This window comes from Streptomyces torulosus, assembly GCF_001419765.1.
Lineage (GTDB): Bacteria > Actinomycetota > Actinomycetes > Streptomycetales > Streptomycetaceae > Streptomyces > Streptomyces torulosus.
The window spans coordinates 1-4986 of record NZ_LIRK01000584.1; the positions used below are offsets into that span (position 1 = coordinate 1).

The window sequence follows — 4986 nt, forward strand, 5'->3', positions numbered from 1 at the left end:
GAGGCACCGCACCGGACGCCGCGAGCTTTCCGGCAAACCTTTCCGGTCACAGCACTAGATCCGCCGACGCCCCCGCCACCGTACGAGCCTTGGGGGCCGTACGACGGCGGGGGCGTCGCCGTGGTGCGAGGTCGTTCAGCAGAGGCAGGGCTCGACGCCCCAGCCCAGTTGACGGACGTCACCGTCGTCGATCGCGCCGGCGAAGGCGTGGACCTCGTCGACGTCACCGCGCAGGTACTCGCCCCAGCCGTCGCCGACGCGGGCGCGGCCGACCTGGAGGGGGCCGGAGCTCTCCCAGCCGTCCGGGAAGTCCGCGGTGCCCTCGGCACTGGTCATGCCGTCGAGGTAGAGCCTGATCCGGTCGGTGGCATCGTCGTAAACGACCGCGAGCCGCTGTTCTTCGCCCTCGGTCGTGGAGACCTGGGCGACCACGACCTCGGCCGCGCCCTCCTCGTCGGCCACGGGCATCACCAGCTGCCAGGCGTACTCCGACGGCTCGTAGCGCACCTTGAACACGTCGGTGTGCGTGCCGCCCTGGGACAGCACGGTCATCGGGCGGGACGGCTCCGCGTCCGCCAGGCGTACGACGACGCCGATCGAGAAGCTGTCCGAGGTGTCGAGGACGGGGCCCGAGGTGGCCGCGTGGCCCGTCTCGCCGTCCAGCGTGAGGTGGCCGTCGCCGACGAGCGCGTCCGGTACCGCCGGGCAGTCCGGGTCGAGGTCCGGGACGCAGGAGCCGTCCGGGCCGCGGTGGATCGCCGCGCCCGTGCCCAGCTTCAGCGGCGTGCCGCCGTCCTGCTCGGGGCTCGCCCCGTCCGTCGCGTTCTCCAGCGACCAGTGTCCGAGGGAGCGCGGCTTGCGGTGCGCGAGTTCGGCGGCCTCGGTGGGGACGACGACCCGGTCGTGGACCCGGATGCCGGCGAGCCCGCCGTGCCAGCGGTCGTGGTGGCCCCGGCCGTCACGGGCGCGCCCGATCTGGAAGTCGCCGGTGCCCGCGCCGGGCTCCGCCTTCGCCTTGGTGCCGACGGCCCGGCCGTTGACGTACAGCTGGGCCTCGCCGGTCTCGGCGTCGTACACTCCCAGCAGGTGCGCCCACTCCCCGGTCTCCGGCGCGCCGCCCGTCACCCGGGCGCCGCCCACGGTGAACGACCACACCGGCCGCTCGCCGCGCGCGTCGAGGCCGAGCGCGAAGGCCGAGGCGTCGCCGGCGTCCTGGGCGGCGACGGTCATGGTCCGGTCGGTCTGCGCGGGCCGCGCCCAGCCGCTGACCGCGAACGTCTTCCGGGGGTCGGCGACGGCCGGGCCGCCCGGGGTGAGATATGCGTGGCTGCTGCCGTCCAGGACCGCCGCCGAGGCGAGGCCCGTACCGGAGGGTGCCGCGCCGCCGAAGGTGACCCCGCTGCCCGCCTCGGCGGCGGTGCCGGTCTCGGCGGCGGCGGTCGCCGAGCCCGCGGGGTCGGCGAGGTTCCAGTGGGCGACGGGGGCGCGGCCGGACTTCACGAAGAAGCGGTACGACGTCTCGCCGCTGCTGCGCCCGGCGCGGTCGAGCGCGCGGACCGCCAGCGTGTTCGGTCCCGAGCGAAGCGGCAGGAAGGGGATGGCCACGGCCCCGCCCGGCTCGTCGGGCCGCACGGTGTCGTACGGGCCGCCGAGGAAGCCGTAGCGGTAGGCCACGACGTCGTCCGAGGGCGAGTCCATGGTGAAGTGGCCGTACACGCCGACGCCGTCGACCCAGAGGACGTCCTCCGGGTACTCGGGCGAGGTGACCGTGGCCTTCTCCGGGTTCGTGTCGTCGTACACGAACTGGCAGACCGAGCCCTCGCCCTCGGAGCTCCAGGGCGATTTCGCCGTGCCGTCGTCGGCTCGCACGTGCCAGGAGACGACGGTGTCTGCGGGGATGTCGTCCCACGGCAGCCGGAAGGTGAACGGGCTGCCCGAGAGCTTCTGGGTGGTCGTGGCGGTGCGGCGCTGCTCGCCGCCGTCACGGTCCGTCCACCAGACCTCGAACTCGCCGGCGACGCGGCCGCCGTCGGTGTCGTTCAGCACCGCCCGGACCAGCGGTGGCGACTCCGCGATGTACGCCTTGGCGTCTCCGGCGGCGCACGCCTTGCCCTCGGTGCTCAGATCCGCCACCAGCGGCTGCTTCGGCGGCGCCGCCGCGTGCGCGACGCCGGGCACGGCGGCGACGAGCGCCGCCACCGAGCACCCCACCGCCAGCAGCCCCCGGCCGCCGGATCTCCGTAACGTCCCCAACTGTCCCCTCCCCAGTGAGTCTTGGGCTCGTGGATCGCACGAGCCGGAGAAAGCTAACAGGGGTGACGGACAGGGCAGTAAGGGTTTTCAGTCCACGACGGGCAGCAGCTCCGGCAGATGGCCGTCGGAGGCGGCGGCCGCGCGCTGCCGTTCCTCCGGTACGGGGCCGTACAGGGTGGTGCGCGGCCGTGCCGGGCGTCCGGCGGCTTCGGCGACGGCGACGAGGTCCTGCACGGACTTGTACGAGCCGTACGAGGAGCCCGCCATGCGGGAGATCGTCTCCTCCATGAGGGTGCCGCCGACGTCGTTGGCGCCGGAGCGGAGCATCTCGGCGGCGCCCTCGGTGCCGAGCTTCACCCAGCTGGTCTGGATGTTGGGGATCCATGGGTGGAGGAGGAGGCGGGCCATGGCGGTGACCGCGCGGTTGTCGCGCATCGTCGGGCCGGGGCGGGCGATGCCGGCGAGGTAGACCGGCGCGTTGGTGTGGATGAAGGGCAGGGTCACGAACTCGGTGAAGCCGCCGGTGCGTTGCTGGATGCCGGCGAGGGTGCGCAGATGGCCGAGCCAGTGCCGGGGCTGGTCGACGTGGCCGTACATCATCGTCGAGGTGGAGCGGATGCCCAGTTCGTGGGCGGTGGTCACCACCTCGATCCAGGTGGCCGTGGGCAGTTTGCCCTTGGTGAGGACCCAGCGGACCTCGTCGTCGAGGATCTCGGCGGCCGTGCCGGGGATGGAGTCCAGGCCGGCCTCCTTCGCGGCCGTCAGCCACTCCCGGATCGACATCCCGGTGCGGGTGGCGCCGTTGACGACCTCCATGGGCGAGAACGCGTGCACGTGCATCCCCGGCACCCGCTCCTTCACCGCCTTCGCGATGTCGAAGTACGCGGTGCCCGGCAGGTCGGGGTGGATGCCGCCCTGCATGCAGACCTCGACGGCGCCCACGTCCCACGCCTGCGCCGCTCGGTCGGCGACCTGCTCCAGCGACAGGGTGTACGCGTCGGCGTCGGTGCGGCGCTGCGCGAAGGCGCAGAAACGGCAGCCGGTGTAGCAGACGTTGGTGAAGTTGATGTTCCTCGTGACGATGTACGTGACGTCGTCGCCGACGGCCGTCTTCCGCACGTCGTCCGCGACGCGGCACAGCGCGTCGAGCGCGGGGCCGTCCGCGTGCAGCAGGGCGAGGGCCTCGTCGTCGCTGAGCCGGGTCGGGTCGTCGGCGGCCGTGCGCAGCGCGTCCCGTACGTCGGTGTCGATGCGCTCGGGTGCCATGCCGGGCGCGGCGGCCTCGCGCAGGGCGCCCCAGTCGCCGTAGACGGAGTCGAAGTCGTCGCGGCGGTCGCCGGTACGGCCCTCGGTGTCGATGGCGGTGTGCAGATCGGTGCGTCCGGCGGCGACGAAGACCTCGTCGGGCTCCTGCCACGGGTGCCCCTCGACGACGGCGTCCGGGAGGGCGAGGCCGGTCTCCGGGTCGGCGAGCGCGCGGACGTGCGGGAGGAGCCGCGGGTCCAGCCAGGGCTCGCCGCGGGTCACGAACTCCGGGTACACGCAGAGCCGTTCCCGCAGCTCGAACCCGGCGGCGCGGGACCGTTCGGTGAGCTCCTCGATCTGCGGCCAGGGGCGCTCGGGGTTCACATGGTCGATGGTGAGGGGCGACACCCCGCCCCAGTCGTCGATCCCGGCGGCGATGAGGCGCTCGTACTCGCTGTCGACGAGGTTCGGCGGGGCCTGGATGCAGCCCGAGGGGCCCATGATGAGCCGGGCCACGGCGACGGCGGCCACCAGCTCGTCGAGTTCCGCGTCCGGCATGCCGCGCATCGCGGTGTCGGGCTTGGCGCGGAAGTTCTGGATGATCAGTTCCTGGATGCCGTGGTAGGCACGGGAGACCTTGCGCAGCGCGAAGAGGGACTCGGCCCGCTCCTCGTAGGTCTCGCCGATGCCGAGGAGGATGCCGGAGGTGAACGGCACGGACGACCGCCCGGCGTCCTCCAGGACCCGCAGCCGTACGGCGGGCTCCTTGTCGGGGGAGCCGTGGTGGGGTCCGCCCGGCTCGGACCACAGCCGGGTCGCGGTGGTCTCCAGCATCATGCCCATCGAGGGGGCGACCGGCTTGAGCCGCTGGAAGTCGGTCCAGCTCATCACACCGGGGTTGAGGTGGGGCAGCAGCCCGGTCTCCTCCAGGATGCGGATGGAGATCGCGCGGACGTAGGCGATGGTGTCGTCGTAGCCGTGCGCGTCGAGCCACTCGCGCGCCTCCGGCCAGCGGTCCTCCGGCTTGTCGCCGAGAGTGATCAGGGCTTCCTTGCAGCCGAGGGCGGCGCCCTTGCGGGCCACGTCGAGGACCTCGTCGGGCGACATGAACATCCCGTGGCCGGCCCGGCGCAGCTTGCCGGGCACGGTGACGAAGGTGCAGTAGTGGCATTTGTCCCGGCAGAGCCGGGTGAGCGGGATGAACACGCTCTTGGAGTACGTGATGACGCCGGGCCGTCCGGCCTCCGCGAGCCCCGCGTCCCGTACGCGGGCCGCCGACGCGGCGAGGTCCTCCAGATCCGCGCCGCGCGCCTGCAGCAGCACGGCCGCCTCGGCCACGTCCAGCGCCACGCCGTCGCGGGCACGTTTCAGGGCGCGCCGCATGGAGTTCTGGGTGGGGCCGGTTCCCTGGCTGGCCTGGCTGGCGGAAGTCGTCATTCGTCGAGCATACGAGCGACGGGTGGGGTGGCCTCGGGGAGCCTCGTGACT

At 73.1% G+C, this 4986-nt stretch carries 2 protein-coding genes; both read right to left on the reverse strand.

The window, feature by feature from the left end; genetic code table 11:
* Positions 1 to 135 precede the first annotated feature (135 nt).
* Complete coding sequence (locus AOK23_RS34130; RefSeq protein WP_420823776.1) at positions 136 to 1698, reverse strand: LamG domain-containing protein; 1563 nt, start codon at positions 1696 to 1698, stop codon at positions 136 to 138.
* Between the two features lie 642 nt (positions 1699 to 2340).
* On the reverse strand, positions 2341 to 4935 hold the full coding sequence (locus tag AOK23_RS34135; protein WP_055716412.1) for a bifunctional FO biosynthesis protein CofGH: 2595 nt from the start codon (positions 4933 to 4935) through the stop codon (positions 2341 to 2343).
* Positions 4936 to 4986: the final 51 nt, after the last annotated feature.

Coding starts and splice junctions, on each gene's coding strand:
- AOK23_RS34130 (WP_420823776.1), bottom strand. CDS start 1,698: ATGGACTCGCCCTCGGACGACGTCGTGGCCTACCGCTACGGCTTCCTC.
- AOK23_RS34135 (WP_055716412.1), bottom strand. CDS start 4,935: ATGACGACTTCCGCCAGCCAGGCCAGCCAGGGAACCGGCCCCACCCAG.